The following is a 16,965-nucleotide window of genomic DNA, read 5'->3' as shown; positions in this document are numbered from 1 at the left end:
GTTGGCAAACACTAAAGCAGCCTGCGATGGACTATAAAATCTCACAACAGGCTGTTTACCATTTGTTCCAATACAAAAATAGAATAAAAATATCTAAAATAGGAAAAGGGCTTTTCGGGCCTATCTGTCAGGAAGCTTTCTCTTTTTAGGAGTTCTTCGTTTTCGAAGTCTTCTGAGGGACTTCTGCTGCCTCCTCTTCTCTGGACTGGTAATAACAGGTGTGGGTCTTCCCGTATTTGTCGGGTTGTTGCATACGAGCCACTTCAAAAGTGACGTAAGTTTCGCCTTCGTACTCGTGGGAGCACTTGTCCAGTTCCGATTTCTTTACCGAGATCCTCACGATGTCGAAGTTTTCAACTTGAGTTCCTTTACCGATGTAATTTTTCTTGAACGTTTTCATAATGATTGAATTTGAAGTTAAAAAAATGATAGGCTGGTACAGCACCCGCAAAATGCAATTGCAAGGAGCAACTGGAATAACGCAGAGTTCCAATTTGTTGGAATGAGTATATGCCGGGAAAATCCTTTCAATCGCCAGGCAGTGCAAATTTTGAGGATGCACCTTGCGTATGATTTTTGCGAACGGTCAATCAGCTGAGAACAGGAAAAAATTCAGGAAAGAACCAGTTCCAAACAAGACTCAATAAGACTTCACGTAATCATAAATGCTCACACGAGAGAGGCGGATTCTACGGTGCCGGCAACCAATACAAAGCAGCCCCCACCCTGAACATGCCAGGATGAGGGCTGCAGAACAATTCTCCCCAAAAAGGGAAGCTGAGCAGAAGACGAAAGGGCCTCATAGTTAACCTTAATTATATATATTAATACACAGATATCCAACACAAATACATTACACAAAACCCCAATAAACAGTAACTTACATATATGAAATTACTTGTCTTTTGCAGATTAATGTGGGTCTCTTTTATCGAGATTATGACCGCCATGGGAACCCATACCTTTAAAGGCTATTTTATAGCAATCGGCTTGTGTATCTGGTATTTTTGGTGGGTAATTGGCCCGGACAAGGGAGATCCACGAATCAGACGCTAAAATCACCTGAACCAGCCACATCTTAAAAATCCTCATTACTCACAATAACTGTCAGGTAACTGAAGCCACCCGGCTCGAATGACGCGGATTCCATTTTAATCAGTTCACCATCAACATAAATCCTTGCTGTTACCGTTAAGGGCGCCAGGCTTTCTGCATCATCCCGCAGTTCTGCGGTTCCGTTTAGGGTAACTGCTGACACTTTATCAATGGTTTTCAACTGATACTGCCCGGAGTTTATAACGTCATCTGTCACTGTTAACCAGCTTGCAAATTCTTCCGGCCGGGTATTCTCATCCCAGTTATGCCCCGAAAGGGAGACATTGTTACTGCTGGAAACAAGCTGGAAGCCCATCGTCCAGGAATAGGATGCATAATTCTCAGAGAAGGCGAGCTCAACTTGAACAATGCCCTCTTTACCATTCGTTTCTGTTTCTTCTTTTGAACATCCGCCTAAAAGAAGAAGTACAAAACTGACAATCAAAATGTCGTTGAAATACTGTTTTTTCATCGCTTAAAATGTTAATTGATTTCGAAAATTCGATTCTTTAATCGCGCCTGCACGATCAGATCCCGGAGTAATTCCAGCAAATCCGATTTAGGCAGGGCTTCCAGCGTCACCAAATCATTGGTCAGGTCAGTCGTGAATAAGGTCACGTTCATCACACCCAAAAGGCGCATGGCAAAACTTCTTCGAATCCGGCATTCAAGAATATTGAATTTTAAGTAGACTCGGAAACTGCAGACACAGTATACCTGAACATAGATGAAATAAAAACCATTCTGCGATTAATGATTATTTCTCATCGCAATCTGCTCAACAAAGAAACTATTGGACGAATAATTACGGAAATTAACGCGATCCCCTTTTTACGAGAAGACTATTTTGTCCTGATCGACATTCGAAAGGCAATAATTGAACTGGATTCTGATGAAATCGCAGATCTGAGCAATTTTGTTTACGATCAATTGGACCACAGACTACAGAAATTCGCAATCCTTTCACCGAATGCACATTTAAGCAAAACCGTTCAATTTGTTCGAAATTACAAACACTCCTCCAAATACCAGGTTTTCACTACGCTTGAACCGTTGCTAAACTGGCTAAAGGTACCCCAATCACGAAAATACCAGATTCAAATCAAGTTGGACTATTTTAACCAATCTTCTTAAAAAGGGGAAAGGCTACACAGGTTAATAGATGATATTTAACCTACCGCCCAATCAATTGCAGTTTCAGGTACCTACATCCTAATTGATTAGAATATGTATTAGACAACTGATTGTTTCGTTTAATTATCAATTAAATAGTAGCTATTTTAGATATCCGCATCTTATTATAAACAATAAAATAATTGCATTAATACACGTTGCCAACCCGTTTTTTATATAGATTTGTCTCCAATTGGTGGATTTCTTCCTCTACAGGAGAAACCTTAATATGGGAATCCGGTGCTTCAATTATTGAAAATTCCGGAGCTGTGCCCGCAGCTGTAAGTCCAAAAACAGTTTTCGAGAACACTTTTGCCACTGTCCGACAATAAAGGATGGGAAGGCCTCGAAAAACGGACGAGCCAGAAGACCTGCCAAGTAGTATTACAATGCTTTCGGGAATAAAAGCAAATGGCACCCATTCGTTGGATTTCATTTTGTTTCGTTGTATATAGCCATGCAGGATCGCAGGCGCTTTATCCGGTTTCCCCAAGCATTGCTTTTGATGAGTTTCTCAAATTTAAATCGATCAAAAAATGCAAAAGCAAGCGGTTATTATCCTCGGACACGGTAGTAAATCAACTCAGGCAGTTGAAGATTTCAATTACATTGTAGCCTTGTTGAAAGAAAAAATGGATGGGCAAAACGTTTTTGGTGCTCATATGGAGCTGGCTGCTCCATCATTGGAAGAAGTTGTTGCAGAAATCGCTCAATCCGATGTCAACCGGGTCGTTGTTATCCCCTACTTCCTCTTAAACGGGAATCACATTAAAGAAGATATTCCTGAAATTCTGACGCAGCTGAAAGTAAAATACCCACAACTGGATTTTCACTTTGGCAAGCCCATTGGCCGTGAGCCGCTGATGGCTGAAATCATGTACCGAAAAGTGCAGGAGATTGCCTGATGAGTAAGAAAAAACAGGCCTATCTAGGGCTCGGTCTTTTATTGCCGGGAGTGGCCAACAGCATGCATATTGCTGAAGGCTTTCTTCCTGCTTCGTGGTGCATTGCCTGGTGGGCCGTTTACCTGGCGGTTCTCATCGCCGGCTTTTCCAGGCTCAAGCAAACCATTAGCGAATACCCCAACGCCAAGTTGCTTTTTGCAGCAATAGCTGCCTATGTTTTTATTTTGAGCTCGCTGAAGTTGCCATCGGTCGCCGGAAGCAGTTCACATTTAACCGGTATTGCGCTGGGTGCCCTGCTATTTGGAGCGTCAAGCATGTCGGTCGTTGCCTTAATCGTGTTGCTGTTTCAAGCCCTGCTTCTCGCTCATGGCGGATTGACTACGCTTGGAGCAAATGGTTTCTCAATGGCCGTTTGTGGCGCTTTTTCGGCGGTGTGGGCTTTCCGTTTTCTGAAAGTTATAAAAGCTCCGCAATGGCTTGCTGTTGGTGGGGCCTCATTCGTATCAAACCTGGTTATTTACAGCTGCACGTCGGCCCAACTGGCGGTCGCATTTGCTGAATCAACGGCAGCATTTAGTAGCAACCTGATCAAGTTTCTATCCATTTTTGCCGTAACCCAATTACCGTTAGCTGTTATTGAAGCCGTTTTTACGGTACTGGCCTTTCAGTACATACAACGAACAAATAAAGCAGAAATTCAAGAACTCAATCCGAATCTTTATGAGACGAAAAACAGTCATATACCTGCTTAGCGGTTGTCTGCTGGTTATGCTAATCCAATTTTTAGCAACTGATCTGTTCCCCAATTTCGCGGGAACCGACGATCGTTCTGTTGAACTGATTCAGCAAATAGCCCCCCAGTATCAGCCATGGGCGAAGCACTTAATTGAGTTTAAACAACCATGGGCTGAGCCTGTATTGTTTGCTCTTCAGGCTATAATCGGACTCAGTGTTGTTGCTTATTTCGTTTGGAAGCAAAGCAAAAAGAAAGCTTAATGTGGATTACAGAAATCTATAAACACAATCATCGCTTGCAGCAGCTGTCGCCTGCCGTCCGGGCTCTTTATTGGGCTCCGGCAATGGTTTTGGCCTTGGTATCCAGCTCTGTCTATTTCAATTGGGCAATGTTTGCGTTAGTCAATATCTGTCTGTTAGAGATTAGTCGTGTCGGTATGTCAAACTTAACTCGCCTGTACCGGATTCCTGTCGCATTCATCCTAATTGGATGTTTCGTGATTGTACTGGAAATTCCTGCTCAGAAAGCGTTCATCACTATCGCGCAATTGCCAATTGGCCTTTCAACGGACGGATTACAACTGGCAAGCTTGCTACTCAGTCGAAGTTTAGCCCTCATCAGTATTCTATATTTCATTTTACTGACGAACACGATTTCAGAAATAGCAGAACTGATGAGAAAGTGCCGGATTCCGGCTTTGTTCATCGATTTATTCGTGATCACATTCAAGTTTATAGAAAACCTTCGCCATACGAGTTTCGAGATGTATCGGGCTCAAAAATGCCGTTTGGGCTATTCCGGAAATGGGAAACGGATTCCGCTTTTTGCTGGCTTAATGGCTGCTGTATTTCATCAGTCGATGCAGAACGCCAAACTGCTTGAAACGGCTATGCAAGCACGTTGTGCCGGAGAAAATTATTGCTTTCTGCAAAATGAAAGACAGTTTGTTCCGTCACAGTTGATAATACCGGCAAGCTTTGTTTCTGCTGCAACCTTGCTCCTTCTTATTTGCTGCAATTATGGCTGGTAATCTAATTGAATTAAAAGCAGTAAGCTATCGCTATCCGACAGGAAAGCAAGCGTTAACCGAAGTTGACCTGGCGCTTCCCGAGGGTAGAAAAATTGCGTTGATGGGTGCCAATGGCGCAGGAAAATCAACGCTTCTGCTTTTGTTGAATGGAATTTACAAACCCACGAATGGTGAACTCCACTATCGGGGAAAACAATACCGATACAACCGGAAAGCTTTGCAGGAGTTGCGGCAAAACGTGGGCATTGTATTTCAGGAAAGCGATAACCAGTTGGTGGCTCCATCGGTTTACGAGGAAGTCGCCTTTGGGCTCAGCAATTTGCATACAGATAAAAAGTGGATTCGTGAGCAGGTTGAAAATTACCTGGATTACTTCGATTTGCAGGAGCTGAAGCATCATTCGCCACATCAACTGAGCTCAGGACAAAAGAAACGGATTTGCCTGGCCTCGATCTTATCCATGGAGCCGGAGCTGATTGTTTGCGATGAACCGGCCTCGAACCTCGATCCGCAAAATGCCCGCTTGACTTTTGAGCTGTTGGAAGCCCAAAACAAAAATGGTAAAACACTGCTCATTTCAACCCATGATGTGAATCAGGCATACGCCTGGGCCGATCTGGTTGTTCTACTCAAAGAAGGTCGGGTACTCGACATGGGCTCGCCCAAACAGGTGTTCGGCAATGCCGAAGCGCTGGCCGAAGCAGGTTTGGAACAGCCATTACTGGTTAAGCTGGCCCGAATGTACCAACCTGCATTGGCAGCAGATGAGCTTCCCGGAAACGAAACAGAATTAGTAAACAGACTAACAAAAAAATTATGCACGGATTTATAGTAGCTGGCACAAACAGTGGATGCGGAAAGACAACAGTCACCATTGGACTGATGGCTTTACTGCAATCGAAAGGAATGCAAGTTGCGCCATTTAAAACCGGTCCCGACTATATCGATCCGGCCTTTCACCGACGCGTAACCGGAGTGCCATCGTACAACCTCGATAGCTTTTTATTGAATGACCAAAGCCTGCAGCACCTTTTTCAAAAACACTCGGCCGATAGCGACATTGCTGTGGTTGAAGGTGTCATGGGCATGTACGATGGGTTGGGAAAAGAGGGTTCAGGTTCGACCTGGGAAATGGCGCAAAAGCTGAATTTGCCGGTTGTGCTTGTTGTCAATTGCAAAGGGCTTTACCAGTCAGTCATCGCCATTATCAAAGGATTTGCCGAGCTTAAAAATCCGTCGAACGTACGCGGGGTGATTTTGAATCACGTGTCCTCCGAAATGCAATTTGAATTCCTTCAAACATTGATTGAAGAGGAAACCGGCCTAACCTGCATTGGCTACCTGCCAACCCGTAAGGAAATTGGACTCAAAAGCCGCCACCTGGGATTGATCCAGGCTGATGAGGTAGACACGCTTCCGGATAAAATCGAGCTTCTCCGGCAAACGCTGGAAGAAACCATCGATATTCAGGCGCTGTTAAAAGCGACTGAAATTGAGCAACCTTCACTTGCTCCAATTGAACTTCCGGATCTTGATTTGTCTGATCTGCACATCGGAGTGGCCAGGGACAAAGCCTTCAGTTTTTATTACCAGGACAACCTGGAATTACTGGAAAAACTGGGAGCCACGCTGCATTATTTCAGCCCGCTAAATGATCCCTGTTTGCCCGCCGCCTGTAATTGTTTATACCTGGGCGGTGGCTATCCGGAAGTATTCACGACAGAATTGCAGCAGAACAAAGTGCTGATGCAGGAGATCAAGCAAAAAATAGATTCGGGCATGCCGGTTTATGCAGAGTGCGGCGGACTAATGTACTTGACCGACAGCATTATTTCACTGGAAAATGAGGAGACGCCCATGTGTGGTGTTTTCAATGTTTCGGTGCAAATGACCACCCGGTTGCAACGATTTGGCTATGCGCAAATCAACTACGCCGACACCATAACCCCCTGCCATGAGTTTCACCGATCGCAACTTGTACAAAAAGAATCCCCAAAGAACTACATGGAAACATACCATATACGGAAACCAAAGCGATCGAACGAATGGGAATGTGGCCTGCAACGCGAAAATTGCCTGGCGGCCTATGCCCACGTGCACTTTTACTCCAATTTCGAATTTCTAAACGCCATTTGTACGCTATGGAAAAAAGCAACTACGTCAATTTAAACCCCATGGGAATTGAAAGCGACAGCATGGAAATTATTTCGCGCGAGCTTTCGCACCTCCATATCCCGGAGCAGTACGCTTCCATTGTGAAGCGGGTCATTCACACCACGGCCGATTTTGAATACGCGCACCTGTTCGAAGCCCATCCTGATGCGGTCGAACTGGCAAAAAACGCCTTGCAGCAATCGTGTCGCATTTATGCTGACACCAGCATGATTGTGGCCGGAGTGAGCAAACCTTCTTTGCGAAAGCTGGGCTGCGAACTGCACTGTTTTGTGCACGACGAGGGGGTTGTTGCAGAAGCCAAAGCCCGGGGAATTACCCGCTCTATTTGTGGAATTAACAAGGCGGCACAGGACGAACGCTTTCGCATTTTTGTGATCGGCAATGCACCAACAGCGCTTGTTCGTTTGTGCGAGTTGTATGCTGAAGGGCTCATCGAACCCGACCTCGTGATTGGTGTTCCGGTGGGCTTTGTTGGCGCAGCCGAATCGAAGCAAATGTTGAAGGAATCAGGACTTCCCTACCTCTTGATTCGTGGCCGGAAAGGCGGCAGTACCGTGGGGATAGCCATGTTGAATGCCCTCTTGTACGAACTGACTAAACGAAATTAGCGAAAGCCGGAGATGCCAGAACAACGAACACTGCGAAACGGATTAACCACGGGAACTTGCGCGGCGGCGGTAGCAAAAGCTGCTGCCTGGATGCTGGTGCATCAGCAAAGCCTGCACGAAGTTGGGGTGAAATTGCCCAACGAGGACGAAGTTTGGCTCGAAATCGAGAAAGCTTCGTTTTCGCCCGGACAAGGATTCGCGACGACAATTAAAGATGCCGGAGATGATCCGGACATTACCCATGGTGCGGAGATCGTGGCGCGGATTTGGTCGGGCACTCACCAAGGCGTTAAAATTATCGGAGGAAACGGAGTCGGTCGGGTAACCAAACCGGGACTGGCCATTGCTCCCGGCGAAGCAGCCATCAACCCCGTGCCCTTAAAAATGATCCGAGAGTCGGTGGCCGATGTGCTGCCTCCCAACCTGGCAGTTACCGTAGAAATCAGCATTCCAAAAGGGGAAGAACTGGCCCGGAAAACCTTCAACCCAAGTTTTGGAATTGTTGGTGGGTTATCGGTTTTGGGCACAACGGGTATTGTCCGGCCCATGTCCGAAGAGGCTTTGAAAGACTCGCTGGTTCTGAAGCTGGATCAACTGAAAGCATTGGGCTGGAACAAGGCTATTTTCAGTCCGGGAAATTACAGCACCGCCTTTTCGAGTGCGAATCTGCCGGTAAATGAAGCACAGGTTGTGGTTACCAGCAATTACATCGGTTTTATGCTCGAACAGGCCGTTGCCCGTGATTTTAAGCAGCTGGTATTGATAGGCCACCTTGGCAAATTGGTGAAGATAGCTGGCGGTATTTTCCAGACGCACAGCAAGGTAGCCGACGCCCGTAATGAGATCCTGGCAGCGCACTATTTTCGGTTCAGCCAAAGTCCCGAAGCCTTTTCAAAGATTATGCAAGCCAACACCACCGAGGAGGCGCTCGATTTTATCGATGATCCGGAATTTTGGACCGTATTTTCGGAACGAATCAAAGCCCGGACGGAGCAACGTGTATTCGGCGAGCTGGCGGTCGAAGTCATTTTGCTATCGCAAAAGCAAGGCCTGTTGGGCTGTACGCAAAAAGCAATGAAAAAATTAAAACAGTGGAAAAATGAGTAACATGAAGGAACTTTGCATTTGCGGAATTGGCCCGGGGCATCCTGATTACATTCTCCGAGCTGTTCACCTGGAAGTGAAAGCAGCAGATCTGCTTGTTGGGGCACGCCGCCAACTGGAAACCTTTCGAAGTTATGCCAAAGCCGAGTTGCTGTTCACGGGAAAACTGGAGCAGCTCAAACAGGATTTGGCTCATCGCCAGGAAGAAAAAATCGTTGTGCTGGTTTCAGGTGACACTGGTTTCCACTCGCTCCGTCGGTTTTTGCAGCAAGCAATCACCAACCGGACTATTCGCTGCATCCCCGGCATCAGTTCCTTTCAATATTTATATGCCAAGCTTGGCTTGGGCTACGAGAATGCCTTTAAAGCATCCCTGCACGGCACAACAACGCAATTCCTGAGCAAGCTAACCGAATACGAATCGGTATTCCTGCTAACCGATCGTCAGAATAACTGGAAAACAATTGCCGGAATACTGGTCGACAGTGGTCACAGCCAGGCAACGATGCACATTGGCAACCGCCTCTCCTATCCCAACGAGCAAATTATAACGGCAACGGCAGAGCAAGTGCTCCAACAAGATTTCTCTTTCTCGCTGTGTGCCGTCATTATTGAAGGAGTAACAAATACAAAACCGATCCAACACCCATGAAAGATTCTGCATTCATACGGAGCTCCGTGCCCATGACCAAGGAAGAAGTGAGGACACTAGTTTTAAGCAAACTGGAGCTGCAGCCCAATGATCGCTTGATGGATGTTGGTGCCGGCACCGGTTCTGTTTCCATTGAAGCGGCGCTCCGACTAAGCGAAGGGCAAGTAATTGCTTTGGAACGAAAGTCCGAAGCGGTTGAGCTGATCAAACTGAATGCCGAGAAACACGGTGTTTCCAATCTCGAAATAATTGAATCTGAAGCTCCACTTGGCATGGAAAAGCTGGAAACCATCAACAAATATTTTATTGGTGGCAGCGGTGGCCAGGTGGAACAGATTCTCGATTTAATCGATACAAATGCTCCGGCAAACAGCGTCGTCGTTTTAACAGCAATTGTGATCGACACCATGCTGCGGGCGTATACCTATTTCAAAAGCAAAGGATGGTCCTTTGAGCTGAGCCAGGTTGCCATTAGCAAAGTCGATACGCAATCGGCCGTAGCGATGTTGAAAGCTCAAAATCCGATCTTCCTGTTTGCAGCGACAAAATCAAAATCAAAATGAATACAACCAACGGAACTCTTTACGGAATTGGCTTGGGGCCGGGCGATCCGGATTTGTTGACCCTGAAAGCAGTGAAAGTATTGCAGAATGCCGACCTGATTTGTGTGCCCAATTCGAAAGGCCAGTCCAGTACAGCGCTGGAAATCGTCAGGCCACACCTGTCGACCAAAGCCAGCACCGTGGCCATGGGCTTTTCCATGTCTCCGGATCTGGAAACACGCCGGGTAGCGCGCCGCGAAAATGCGGAGCTCATCCAGGGGCACCTGCGCAAAGGGCAAAATGTGGCTTTTCTCACGCTGGGCGACCCCATGCTTTACAGTACCTACAGCTACATTCTGGATTATTTACCCCACGAGTTTCGGGTGGAAACTGTGCCGGGCATCTACTCCTTTTCAGCCATCAGCAGTTTGCTTTCGCAGCCACTGGTGAAGGGCGAAGATAAATTAGCCGTGATTTGCTCTTTTGATGAGGCTGCTAAAACAATCATGCAGACGGCAGAAGCGGTGGTTTGCATGAAAGTTTCAGCCTATCACCAGGAGCTTTTCAACTACTTGTCCGAGCAAACCGACTACCAATTTACGCTGATGACCGATGCCGGGAAACCCAGTCAGAAATGCTACACCGACATCTCGATACTACAGGAGAAGGTCCCCTATTTTTCAACGGCCATTCTACTTAAAAACGCAAACGAAAAACAATGTCAGAAGTAATTTTTATAGGTGCAGGGCCGGGCGATCCGGAACTCATCACCATTAAAGGACAAAAAGCAGTGCGCCATGCCGATGTGATTATATACGCCGGCTCGCTGGTACCCGAAGCTGTAATTAAAGATCGTAGAGCCGATGCCAAAGTGTACAACAGCGCCACGATGGACCTGAAAAGCATCATCGATACCATGCGAGAAGCCACTGAAAAAGGCCAAACGGTTGCCCGGGTCCATACCGGCGATCCATCGATCTACGGAAGTATTCGCGAGCAAATTGAAGAACTCGACAAGCTGGGCATTCCGCATCGGGTAATTCCCGGCGTTAGCTCGTTTGTGGCTTCGGCTGCTGCCCTGCAACGCGAATTTACGGTTCCCGGCATTTCGCAAACCGTTATTTGCACCCGCATGGAAGGTCGCACGCCGGTGCCCGATCTCGAGAAAATCGAGTTACTGGCCAGCCATCGTGCTTCGATGTCGATTTTTCTGTCGGTCGGCATGATTTCGAAATTGGTGGAAAAACTAACCAAGCACTATCCACTACATACGCCTGTGGCAGTCATTCAGCGTGCCAGTTGGCCCGACCAGAAGATTGTAAAAGGGATGCTGGCCGATATTGCACAAAAGGTAAAGGACGAAAACATCACCAAAACGGCTATGATTTTGGTGGGCGATTTCCTGGGCGATGAGTTTGAGAACTCACTACTCTATGCCTCGCATTTCACGCACGAGTACCGCAAAGGGAATAACGAACATCCTTCGAATTAAAGTTCGGCTATGAAGCAGTCTGTCGCCATCATCTCCATCAGTTTACAGGGCAATCAACTGGCTCGGGAAATCAAACAGCATTTTCCGGAAGCCGATTGCTTTACCCTGGCCAAATGGAAAGCCGAGGGGTTTCGTCCGATTGAAGGAAAGCTTAGCCAGTTATGCCAACAACTGTTTCTGAACTACGACAGCCTGATCTTCATTATGGCTGCCGGAATTGTGGTGCGCAGCATTGCACCCTGGATTCAGGACAAGACGAGCGATCCGGCGGTGGTTGTGCTCGACGATGCCGGCAAACACGCCATTAGCCTGCTAAGCGGGCACCTGGGTGGAGCAAATGCATTAACCAACCGACTCGCCAACTTAATTGGAGCCAATCCGGTAATCACCACCGCTTCGGATGTCAACCAATTGCCATCGGTAGATTTGTTGGCGCAACAGGGCGGGCTGGTCATTTCTTCCATGGAAGATGCCAAAGTGGTGACCGCTTCCCTGGTGAACCGCCAAGCGGTTGAGCTTTGCGATCCGGACAACTGGCTGGGAGCAGTCGAACTTCCGAAAATTTCGGACAAGCCAGCAGCACGGATTATCGTCTCCAACCGAACGACTGTTCCGGCTGATTTACCCGCAGTTCAACTCATTCCCCGAAACATCTATTTGGGCATTGGCTGCAAAAAGGACAGCTCGCCCGAGGAGCTTTGGGCTTTCATAGAACAACAATTGGAGCAGTTGCAACTGGACAAACGCAGTGTTGCTGCTGTTTGCTCCATCGGCCTGAAAAGTTCGGAACCGGCTATTCTGGAAGCGGCTATGAAACTGAACTGCGACACAAAATTTTACGAGGCCCAGGTGCTGCAAACAGTCGAGCATTTGTTTGAAGGCTCCGACTTTGTCAAAAAGATTACCGGCGTTCGGTCGGTTAGCAGCCCGACCGCCTACCTGGCTGGCGGAAAAGAAGGAAGCTTTCTGCTTCAAAAAGCCCGGCAAACAGGAATGACATTATCTGTATTTGAAACAAAACAACACCAATGCAAGGAAAAATAATACTAGTGGGCACCGGCCCCGGCGATAAGGACTACATTTGTCCGCGAGCCCTGCAGGCGCTTGAACAGAGCGACATTATTGCAGGCTATAAAACGTACATCGAGTTGACTAAAACGCTTTTTCCCGAGAAACAATTTGCTTCGTCGGGCATGAAAAAAGAGGTGGATCGGTGCGTAGAAGTGCTGGAACTGTCCGAAGCCGGAAATGTGGTGAGCCTGATCAGCAGTGGCGACGCCGGGATTTACGGAATGGCCGGAATTATGCTCGAGATTGTCGCCGAACGCCAATCCGAAGTACCGGTCGACATCATTCCGGGGATCAGTGCAGCTACCTCAGCAGCATCCCTGCTCGGAGCACCGCTGATGAACGATTTTGTCACTCTCAGCCTAAGTGACCTGCTAACGCCCTGGGAACTGATCATGAAGCGAATCCGGGCGGCAGGAGAAGGCGACTTTGCCGTTGCCCTGTACAACCCGCGCAGCAAAACCCGTATTAAACAGCTGGATACAGCCGTTGACATTTTGCTGCAATACCAGAAGCCGGAAACACCGGTGGGAATCGTAAAACAAGCCATGCGCGAAGGCCAACAGGTGGTTCTGACCACATTGGGCAAACTCAAAAATGCCGATGTGGACATGCTGACCACCGTAATTATCGGGAACTCACAAACGCAGGTCATCAACGGAAAAATGGTGACCATTCGGGGATATCGCTTATGATTTGGATTATCGGAGGAACAAGCGATGCCAACAAGCTTGCAGAACAGTTTCGGCGCGAGGGCCATCGGGTGCTGATTAGTACCACCACAGCCTACGGCTCGCAATTGGCGCCGCTGCAAAATTGTGAGGTCATTGAACAACAGCTGAGCGAAAGCGACATGGAGCAACTACTGACCGACAAAGTCATTTCGGTGGTCGTTGATGCCAGTCACCCTTTTGCTGAACTTGTTTCAGTCCAGGCCATGGCGGTTTGTGCGCGTTTGAAACGCCCTTACCTGCGTTTTGAACGGGGACAAGTTCAAATACCCGGCGCCCGTTATTATCCCGATTACGACCAGCTGATTGAAGCGCTAAAGCAAACCAGCGGCAACATTCTGCTCACCATTGGGTCCAAGAATGTGCATCGCTTTTGCCCGGATCTACGCGAGCGAATCATTGCCCGAGTATTGGCCGTAAGCAAAAGTCTAGACGAGTGCCAAGCTGCCGGACTACTGGCTCACCAGCTCATTGCCATGAAAGGGCGCATGCGCCTGGAAACCAACCGGGCCTTGATGGAAGAATACGAAATTACCCAGCTGGTAAGCAAAGAATCGGGCGAAGCCGGCGGGCTGCTCGAGAAATGCCAGGCAGCACAGGAATTGGGCATCGCGGTACACATTGTATCTCGTCCCCGACTCCATTACCCGCTTGTTTTTTCTGATCCGGAGGCGCTTGTACAACAACTGAATGAAACAATGAAAGCATTACGAACATGATAAACGGACACGGTAACAACCTACAAGGAATACAACACTTGCTGAAAGCTGATTTCAGCACCAATGTGTTCGATAATCCGCAAACCGACGGCTTGCTGGACTATCTGCAAACGCAGCTACCGGCCATTCGCAATTACCCGGATCCCGAGTGCCGGCTCTTGCGCGAGAAACTGGCAGCCACATTCAATATAAGCCCGGAACATGTGCTGGTTACCAACGGCTCAACGGAGGCCTTTTACCTGCTGGCCCATTCCTTTCAGCAGCAATGCTCGGCTATTCGCACACCGGCTTTTGCCGAATACGAAGATGCCTGCACGCTCTACCAACATCAATTGGTATTTGTGGACGAGCTGAATGCACTCAACAGCAACACACTGGCAGATCTGGTGTGGATAGGCAACCCGAATAATCCCGATGGTCGTTATCGCAGTCCGCAAGAGTTGATTGCTTTCCTGGAACAAAACCCCCAACGCTTGCTGGTGGTTGACGAGGCTTACATCGACCTTTATGAGGGTGCCAAAAGTGTGGCTCCCTTGGTTAGTCGGTATCCCAACCTCGTGGTGATTAAATCCTTCACCAAGCTGTTTGCCATTCCCGGCATCCGAATTGGTTACCTGCTGGCGCATCCTTCTATTATTCAACGGCTTCAGGCCTGTCACATGCCTTGGGCAGTGAATGCCCTGGCCATAGAAGCAGGTGAGTATATTCTGGATTTGCCCGAAAAGCCAACCGCTGCACTTCGCCAGCGCTTAAACGAGTCCAAACGCCTGCAAGCGGAGCTGGCGCAGGTTCCCGGATTAAGGGTATTCCCCTCGCTCACCAATTATTTTCTGTGCGAATTGCAGCAGGCAACGGCAGCCGAGTTGAAAACAGAGTTGCTGGAAAAGCACGGCTTCCTGATCCGCGATGCCTCAAATTTCCGCGGACTCGGGCCCGGCCATTTCCGGATTGCTGCCCAAAACGAAACTATAAACAACGAATTTATCCCTGCCCTCAAAGCGGGCATTAATGTCCTACAACCATGTCTTTCTTACCCATCTCATTAAACCTGGCCGGTAAACAAATTGGCCTGATTGGCGGTGGCCAGGTAGCTGCTCAAAAATTGAAAAGCCTGGTGCGCTACAGTTCTAACATTCGCGTGATAGCTCCTGAAATAGCTGCTGAAATTGAATCAAACCCGACTGTTCAGTGCCTGCACGAAGCCTATCAGCCCCAACACATCGAAGGCTTATTCCTGGTATTTGCCTGCACCGATTCGCCCGAAATAAATGCCCAGATTCAGGCTGATTGCGAATCGCGTGGTATCTTGTGTAACCGTACCGATGATGCGGCGGTGTCCGACTTTCATTCGTCAGCTTTAGTTGAAACCGACGACTTTGTAGTAGCCCTGAATTCGAAACGCAAGGAGGTGAAGAAAACGGTGCTGATGGCGCAGGAAATCGAACATTTTGTGCGCGAGCGCGAGCAACTGCTGCAACTGAAAGAACAGTTGACAGGTAAAGTCTTCCTGGTTGGCTTTGGCCCCGGAAACCCGAACCTGCTGAGCCGCCGCGGCGAGCAATTGCTGTTTCAGGCCGACATTATTTTTTACGACGACCTGCTCGATCACGAATTCCTAGCACGCTATCGGGGCGAAAAACATTACGTAGGCAAGCGTCGTGGCAACCACAGCAAAGAACAGGACGAAATTAACGAGCTGATTTACCAGGCGGCTCAAAGCGGGCAACAGGTGGTACGCCTCAAAGGTGGCGACCCGCTTATTTTTGGGCGAGGCAGCGAAGAGCGTTTCTACCTGGAAGAGCGAGGTGTTGCGGTGGAGTTTGTACCTGGCATCAGTTCGGCCATTGCGGCTGCGTCACTAGGCGATATACCGCTCACCCATCGCGGCATTGCCTCGTCGGTAAGCTTTGGAACGGCGCACGGTAAAAACAGCTACGAAATACCCAATTCCGACACGGCCGTTTACTACATGGGCGCATCGCACATGCACGAAATTGCCACCAACTTCCTGAAGCAAGGCTACCCTGACGATTATCCGGTTGGACTGGTGTACAAAGCCAGCTTTCATGACCAGCAGGTAACCCGCACCACCATTGGGCAACTTAGCCGCAGAGAGATCGCACCCAAAAGCCCGGTTATCGGTATCTTCGGGAATACGGTTAACTACCGGAAGATTTTAAACTCAAAAATTGAGCAAGTTAGACAATCTAAGATTGATTAGTTTATTCAAATTATTAAACAAAAAAAATTGCTCACCTTCATCCTTTACGAAAAATATATCCACTAGTATGAATGATGAATTGGTCAACAACGATAAAACCAAAAGAAATTTTAGCCAATTCTTAGAGATTAGATCTATTACACTCTCCATAGTTTGCCTTAGCACTCGACAGAGTATCATTGGGTAAAGACAGATCTGTTAATTCGCGAAAAAAGATTTCACTATCTGCTCCGGATAGAGTAAAAGACTCATTTTCAAAATATAAATCAAAATAAGTTATTGTGGCTATATTGTGAATAAGTCCTTAAGAGTCGCAGCCAGATTCTTACATATTTTACATATTAGATCTAATAAACTCTTAATACTTTTCTTTCGCACACAAGAGAGCATCATTGGGCAAAGATGGATTTGCCAATTCACGGATGAAGATTTCGCCATCTACGTCAGACAGAATAAAAATCTCATTTTCAGAATACGAATCAAAATCACTCATTGTATGCTACAATTTTAAAAACTCCTATTCGGGGTACGATTAAAAACAAAAAAACGACTGCATTCACCTGAATTCCAATCGCTTAATCATATTTATTATGACACAGTACCCCGGACTGGGGTTTTATTTTACAATACAAATGTTCTTTTTATCCTGTATAACAACCGATTAATATGCCTTTTCAGATTTCTTCATCATAAATTAATTACTTAAACAGTCAA

23 protein-coding genes and 1 riboswitch are annotated in these 16,965 nt (G+C 47.4%); of the genes, 19 read left to right on the top strand and 4 right to left on the bottom strand.

Annotated features, from left to right (window positions below; translation table 11 throughout):
• Positions 1 to 145: 145 nt before the first annotated feature.
• Positions 146 to 400: a hypothetical protein gene (locus tag GJV22_RS19030; RefSeq protein ID WP_205461958.1), complete on the bottom strand. Its 255-nt coding sequence runs from the start codon at positions 398 to 400 to the stop codon at positions 146 to 148.
• A 488-nt stretch (positions 401 to 888) separates the two neighbouring features.
• Between GJV22_RS19030 and GJV22_RS19025 the strand changes: the two genes are divergently transcribed.
• A complete protein-coding gene (locus GJV22_RS19025; protein ID WP_163717599.1) occupies positions 889 to 1,056 on the top strand; it encodes a hypothetical protein in 168 nt (55 codons plus the stop codon).
• Between the two features lie 22 nt (positions 1,057 to 1,078).
• Here the strand turns inward: GJV22_RS19025 and GJV22_RS19020 are convergent, their stop codons facing one another.
• Together GJV22_RS19020 and GJV22_RS19015 are read right to left on the bottom strand one after the other, a co-directional pair.
• Positions 1,079 to 1,567, bottom strand: coding sequence for a hypothetical protein (locus tag GJV22_RS19020; protein WP_163717598.1), 489 nt, complete (start codon positions 1,565 to 1,567; stop codon positions 1,079 to 1,081).
• A gap of 11 nt (positions 1,568 to 1,578) precedes the next feature.
• Complete coding sequence (locus tag GJV22_RS19015) at positions 1,579 to 1,737, bottom strand: hypothetical protein (protein WP_163717594.1); 159 nt, start codon at positions 1,735 to 1,737, stop codon at positions 1,579 to 1,581.
• A 111-nt stretch (positions 1,738 to 1,848) separates the two neighbouring features.
• On the opposite strand from GJV22_RS19015, the gene GJV22_RS19010 reads away from it, so the two are divergent.
• From GJV22_RS19010 to cobA, 18 genes are all read left to right on the top strand, one after another.
• Positions 1,849 to 2,229, top strand: coding sequence for a hypothetical protein (locus tag GJV22_RS19010; protein WP_163717592.1), 381 nt, complete (start codon positions 1,849 to 1,851; stop codon positions 2,227 to 2,229).
• Between the two features lie 216 nt (positions 2,230 to 2,445).
• A riboswitch (cobalamin riboswitch) is annotated at positions 2,446 to 2,661 on the top strand.
• A 143-nt stretch (positions 2,662 to 2,804) separates the two neighbouring features.
• Positions 2,805 to 3,173, top strand: a complete 369-nt coding sequence (locus GJV22_RS19005; RefSeq protein ID WP_163717590.1) for a sirohydrochlorin chelatase — start codon at positions 2,805 to 2,807, stop codon at positions 3,171 to 3,173.
• Entirely contained in the window at positions 3,173 to 3,925 is a 753-nt protein-coding gene (locus GJV22_RS19000) for an energy-coupling factor ABC transporter permease (RefSeq protein WP_163717588.1), read from the top strand. The genes GJV22_RS19005 and GJV22_RS19000 overlap by 1 nt, the downstream gene beginning before the upstream one ends.
• The gene (locus GJV22_RS18995) at positions 3,894 to 4,169 is read left to right on the top strand and encodes an energy-coupling factor ABC transporter substrate-binding protein (RefSeq protein ID WP_163717586.1); all 276 of its coding nucleotides are present in this window, start codon (positions 3,894 to 3,896) and stop codon (positions 4,167 to 4,169) included. The genes GJV22_RS19000 and GJV22_RS18995 overlap by 32 nt, the downstream gene beginning before the upstream one ends.
• On the top strand, positions 4,169 to 4,939 hold the full coding sequence (locus GJV22_RS18990) for an energy-coupling factor transporter transmembrane component T family protein (protein ID WP_163717585.1): 771 nt from the start codon (positions 4,169 to 4,171) through the stop codon (positions 4,937 to 4,939). Before GJV22_RS18995 ends, GJV22_RS18990 begins: the two co-directional genes overlap by 1 nt.
• Positions 4,929 to 5,771: an energy-coupling factor ABC transporter ATP-binding protein gene (locus tag GJV22_RS18985; protein ID WP_163717583.1), complete on the top strand. Its 843-nt coding sequence runs from the start codon at positions 4,929 to 4,931 to the stop codon at positions 5,769 to 5,771. Before GJV22_RS18990 ends, GJV22_RS18985 begins: the two co-directional genes overlap by 11 nt.
• Complete coding sequence (locus GJV22_RS18980) at positions 5,756 to 7,108, top strand: cobyrinate a,c-diamide synthase (protein WP_163717582.1); 1,353 nt, start codon at positions 5,756 to 5,758, stop codon at positions 7,106 to 7,108. The genes GJV22_RS18985 and GJV22_RS18980 overlap by 16 nt, the downstream gene beginning before the upstream one ends.
• Complete coding sequence (locus GJV22_RS18975; protein ID WP_163717580.1) at positions 7,081 to 7,722, top strand: precorrin-8X methylmutase; 642 nt, start codon at positions 7,081 to 7,083, stop codon at positions 7,720 to 7,722. The genes GJV22_RS18980 and GJV22_RS18975 overlap by 28 nt, the downstream gene beginning before the upstream one ends.
• A gap of 12 nt (positions 7,723 to 7,734) precedes the next feature.
• Entirely contained in the window at positions 7,735 to 8,829 is a 1,095-nt protein-coding gene (gene cbiD / locus GJV22_RS18970) for a cobalt-precorrin-5B (C(1))-methyltransferase CbiD (RefSeq protein ID WP_163717578.1), read from the top strand.
• Positions 8,822 to 9,478: a precorrin-6y C5,15-methyltransferase (decarboxylating) subunit CbiE gene (gene cbiE, locus GJV22_RS18965; protein WP_163717577.1), complete on the top strand. Its 657-nt coding sequence runs from the start codon at positions 8,822 to 8,824 to the stop codon at positions 9,476 to 9,478. The genes cbiD and cbiE overlap by 8 nt, the downstream gene beginning before the upstream one ends.
• Positions 9,475 to 10,041, top strand: a complete 567-nt coding sequence (cbiT, locus tag GJV22_RS18960) for a precorrin-6Y C5,15-methyltransferase (decarboxylating) subunit CbiT (RefSeq protein WP_163717575.1) — start codon at positions 9,475 to 9,477, stop codon at positions 10,039 to 10,041. Before cbiE ends, cbiT begins: the two co-directional genes overlap by 4 nt.
• Positions 10,038 to 10,751 (top strand): precorrin-2 C(20)-methyltransferase, encoded by a 714-nt coding sequence (gene cobI, locus GJV22_RS18955; RefSeq protein ID WP_163717573.1) that lies wholly within the window; start codon positions 10,038 to 10,040, stop codon positions 10,749 to 10,751. Before cbiT ends, cobI begins: the two co-directional genes overlap by 4 nt.
• Positions 10,739 to 11,512 carry a precorrin-4 C(11)-methyltransferase gene (gene cobM / locus GJV22_RS18950; protein WP_163717571.1) on the top strand — a complete coding sequence of 258 codons (774 nt, stop codon included), beginning with the start codon at positions 10,739 to 10,741 and terminating at the stop codon, positions 11,510 to 11,512. Before cobI ends, cobM begins: the two co-directional genes overlap by 13 nt.
• Positions 11,513 to 11,521: 9 nt before the next feature.
• Positions 11,522 to 12,556: a cobalt-precorrin 5A hydrolase gene (gene cbiG / locus GJV22_RS18945; RefSeq protein WP_163717569.1), complete on the top strand. Its 1,035-nt coding sequence runs from the start codon at positions 11,522 to 11,524 to the stop codon at positions 12,554 to 12,556.
• Positions 12,541 to 13,275: a precorrin-3B C(17)-methyltransferase gene (cobJ, locus tag GJV22_RS18940; protein WP_163717567.1), complete on the top strand. Its 735-nt coding sequence runs from the start codon at positions 12,541 to 12,543 to the stop codon at positions 13,273 to 13,275. Before cbiG ends, cobJ begins: the two co-directional genes overlap by 16 nt.
• A complete protein-coding gene (gene cobK / locus GJV22_RS18935) occupies positions 13,272 to 14,030 on the top strand; it encodes a precorrin-6A reductase (RefSeq protein ID WP_163717566.1) in 759 nt (252 codons plus the stop codon). Before cobJ ends, cobK begins: the two co-directional genes overlap by 4 nt.
• Positions 14,027 to 15,076, top strand: a complete 1,050-nt coding sequence (locus tag GJV22_RS18930; RefSeq protein ID WP_163717564.1) for a threonine-phosphate decarboxylase — start codon at positions 14,027 to 14,029, stop codon at positions 15,074 to 15,076. The genes cobK and GJV22_RS18930 overlap by 4 nt, the downstream gene beginning before the upstream one ends.
• Complete coding sequence (gene cobA / locus GJV22_RS18925) at positions 15,052 to 16,251, top strand: uroporphyrinogen-III C-methyltransferase (protein ID WP_163717562.1); 1,200 nt, start codon at positions 15,052 to 15,054, stop codon at positions 16,249 to 16,251. The genes GJV22_RS18930 and cobA overlap by 25 nt, the downstream gene beginning before the upstream one ends.
• A 358-nt stretch (positions 16,252 to 16,609) precedes the next feature.
• On the opposite strand, the gene GJV22_RS22335 is transcribed toward cobA, so the two are convergent.
• Positions 16,610 to 16,744, bottom strand: a complete 135-nt coding sequence (locus GJV22_RS22335; protein WP_262888230.1) for a hypothetical protein — start codon at positions 16,742 to 16,744, stop codon at positions 16,610 to 16,612.
• Positions 16,745 to 16,965 lie beyond the last annotated feature (221 nt).

It is taken from the genome of Mangrovibacterium lignilyticum (assembly GCF_010882175.1).
GTDB lineage: Bacteria > Bacteroidota > Bacteroidia > Bacteroidales > Prolixibacteraceae > Mangrovibacterium > Mangrovibacterium lignilyticum.
Note: the sequence above shows the minus strand (reverse complement) of the source record. Positions and strands in the feature narration are given on the sequence as shown.

What these genes read in the sequence shown, in the direction of transcription:
- GJV22_RS19005 (WP_163717590.1), top strand. Translation starts at nt 2,805, where the DNA reads ATGCAAAAGCAAGCGGTTATTATCCTCGGACACGGTAGTAAATCAACT.
- cobA (WP_163717562.1), top strand. Translation starts at nt 15,052, where the DNA reads ATGTCTTTCTTACCCATCTCATTAAACCTGGCCGGTAAACAAATTGGC.
- GJV22_RS22335 (WP_262888230.1), bottom strand. Translation starts at nt 16,744, where the DNA reads ATGAGTGATTTTGATTCGTATTCTGAAAATGAGATTTTTATTCTGTCT.
- cbiG (WP_163717569.1), top strand. Translation starts at nt 11,522, where the DNA reads ATGAAGCAGTCTGTCGCCATCATCTCCATCAGTTTACAGGGCAATCAA.
- GJV22_RS18975 (WP_163717580.1), top strand. Translation starts at nt 7,081, where the DNA reads ATGGAAAAAAGCAACTACGTCAATTTAAACCCCATGGGAATTGAAAGC.
- GJV22_RS19025 (WP_163717599.1), top strand. Translation starts at nt 889, where the DNA reads ATGAAATTACTTGTCTTTTGCAGATTAATGTGGGTCTCTTTTATCGAG.
- GJV22_RS19000 (WP_163717588.1), top strand. Translation starts at nt 3,173, where the DNA reads ATGAGTAAGAAAAAACAGGCCTATCTAGGGCTCGGTCTTTTATTGCCG.
- GJV22_RS18930 (WP_163717564.1), top strand. Translation starts at nt 14,027, where the DNA reads ATGATAAACGGACACGGTAACAACCTACAAGGAATACAACACTTGCTG.
- GJV22_RS19030 (WP_205461958.1), bottom strand. Translation starts at nt 400, where the DNA reads ATGAAAACGTTCAAGAAAAATTACATCGGTAAAGGAACTCAAGTTGAA.
- GJV22_RS19015 (WP_163717594.1), bottom strand. Translation starts at nt 1,737, where the DNA reads ATGCGCCTTTTGGGTGTGATGAACGTGACCTTATTCACGACTGACCTG.
- cbiD (WP_163717578.1), top strand. Translation starts at nt 7,735, where the DNA reads ATGCCAGAACAACGAACACTGCGAAACGGATTAACCACGGGAACTTGC.
- cobK (WP_163717566.1), top strand. Translation starts at nt 13,272, where the DNA reads ATGATTTGGATTATCGGAGGAACAAGCGATGCCAACAAGCTTGCAGAA.
- cbiE (WP_163717577.1), top strand. Translation starts at nt 8,822, where the DNA reads ATGAGTAACATGAAGGAACTTTGCATTTGCGGAATTGGCCCGGGGCAT.
- cobJ (WP_163717567.1), top strand. Translation starts at nt 12,541, where the DNA reads ATGCAAGGAAAAATAATACTAGTGGGCACCGGCCCCGGCGATAAGGAC.
- GJV22_RS18980 (WP_163717582.1), top strand. Translation starts at nt 5,756, where the DNA reads ATGCACGGATTTATAGTAGCTGGCACAAACAGTGGATGCGGAAAGACA.
- GJV22_RS18990 (WP_163717585.1), top strand. Translation starts at nt 4,169, where the DNA reads ATGTGGATTACAGAAATCTATAAACACAATCATCGCTTGCAGCAGCTG.
- cobM (WP_163717571.1), top strand. Translation starts at nt 10,739, where the DNA reads ATGTCAGAAGTAATTTTTATAGGTGCAGGGCCGGGCGATCCGGAACTC.
- GJV22_RS18995 (WP_163717586.1), top strand. Translation starts at nt 3,894, where the DNA reads ATGAGACGAAAAACAGTCATATACCTGCTTAGCGGTTGTCTGCTGGTT.
- GJV22_RS18985 (WP_163717583.1), top strand. Translation starts at nt 4,929, where the DNA reads ATGGCTGGTAATCTAATTGAATTAAAAGCAGTAAGCTATCGCTATCCG.
- cobI (WP_163717573.1), top strand. Translation starts at nt 10,038, where the DNA reads ATGAATACAACCAACGGAACTCTTTACGGAATTGGCTTGGGGCCGGGC.
- GJV22_RS19020 (WP_163717598.1), bottom strand. Translation starts at nt 1,567, where the DNA reads ATGAAAAAACAGTATTTCAACGACATTTTGATTGTCAGTTTTGTACTT.
- GJV22_RS19010 (WP_163717592.1), top strand. Translation starts at nt 1,849, where the DNA reads ATGATTATTTCTCATCGCAATCTGCTCAACAAAGAAACTATTGGACGA.
- cbiT (WP_163717575.1), top strand. Translation starts at nt 9,475, where the DNA reads ATGAAAGATTCTGCATTCATACGGAGCTCCGTGCCCATGACCAAGGAA.